1 pseudogene is annotated in these 1,816 nt (G+C 59.3%); it reads right to left on the reverse strand.

The features are described 5' to 3' along the window. A pseudogene (locus tag AC1MEK_RS29765) lies at positions 1-1,816 on the reverse strand (adhesin); the annotation flags it as partial.

Genomic DNA, 1,816 nt, shown 5'->3' on the forward strand with positions numbered 1-1,816 from the left:
TGGCAGTTGGGCGTTCAGAGCGACTACTGTCGGCGCTGCCTGGCCACTGAGCTGAGTGACACCCATTTTTGATGCGCCAACACCGACCACCACGCCTTCGCGAACGACGCTGTTGGTCAGGTTTTGCGTGGCGTTGATGCGCACGGCACCGCCAGCCTGAACGACGGCGTTGGCGTAGGTGGAGGGTGTCGTGTAGGTGATGGTGTTTTCGAAGAATGCTGCGTTCTTCACGGCATCCGGCGCATCCACTCGGATACCGTCGGTATAGTGCGGCACGGTGAATGCGTATCTTGCTTCGTTAGTATCGACCTTGATCGGGCCGAACTGGAAATAGCGATCGGCCTCTCCACCTGTGGCTCGCAGACCTACGCTGATGATGGATTCGTCGCCGTTGGAGTTCCAGAAATGCATATTGGGGCGCGTGAAGCCATTCCCCCCTATGTATCCGCTTGCCCCTGAATCGTATGAAGGATCGTTGGCAGCGTTGTAGTCCATGACGGCGCGCCAAAACACAATATTGGAGTTGGATCTCCCTGGATCAGCGAAAGCACGGCGTACTGTGTAGTCACCAACGGATGCACCCTGATTGGTGAACTGTTGCAGGTTGAAGGTGAGGTCGTTACTGGCACTTATCGTGGAGGCGTTGTTCAGTAACTCACGTCCCGTGCCTGTCAGATTGCGCCCTGCCGTCATACTCGCGAATGCCGAGTCCTGCACGATGCTGGAGGTATAGTTCTCTACCCAAACGACGTAGGCGGAGCCTGCATTACTGGCGGTAGTGCAGGCGTAACACTGCACCCCGATCGCCCCAGAAACCAACCCGCCAGTCGTCTCAAAAACATCCTTGCGGTTCTCGATATGGTCCGCAGCGAGCGTCAGATCACCCGCACTTTCAATGTTCGCGGAGATGTTATTGATCGACGATGCCCAGCCATTGCTGTCGTCGCGGGCGATGCTGATATTGCCAAAGCTATAGACATCGGCAAATCGGTTGGTGAAATCGCCCACCCGCAGCGCCATGTCGCCGCCACTGAAGATCAGGCCGTACTGGTTGAGCAGTGAGCCCGTATTGATGCGCAGAGCGCCGCCGCCACCCAGGGTGCCCTGGTTATTGATCGATGCCGCGTTGACGGTCAGCCCGCCAATCGACGACACCCGTCCCAGGTTTGTCAGGTTGCCTGCGCTGGTGATGGTGCCAGTGGTGCCGGCGGTGATGGCCGCCACCGAAGGCAGATTGATTTGCGCAGCACTCAGCCCCAGCGAACCTTTACTGCTCAGCCGACCGCTGCCGCCATAAGTCCCCGTCAGCGACAGCGAGAAATCGCCGTCGCTGGCCAGTAACCCATCGTTCGTCCAGTTCGCACCAGTGCCGACAAACGCCGTCGACGCCAACAACTGCCCCGTCGCCGTCTGGGTGAAGTTATTTACGTTGATGTTCAACGTCCCAGCCTGCAACACACTGGAGTTAGTCCAACTGTCAGCATTGAGGGTCATGGCGCCGCGAGTGATGAAGCTGCCGCCCGCGTTCATGACGTTGGCGGTGGAAATCCCGAAGTTGCCGCTGCCCACATGCAGCACGCTGCCGCCTGCGTTGAGCAGGCTACCTACGCCTAGCGCGATGTCGGTGTTGGCGGTTTCCAGGGCGCCGTTGCGGTTGTCGAACAGGCCGCCGATCTGGAACTGGGTGACGCCGCTGGTGCCCAGGGCGCGAATCTTGCCGGTCTGGTTGTCGACGCTGGCGGCCTTGATGGTCAGGTTGCTGTCGCCTTCGATGATGCCCAGGCGGTTGTTGAGTGCGCCGGTCAGGGTCAGGTCA

It is taken from the genome of Pseudomonas sp. 2 (genome assembly GCF_056627435.1).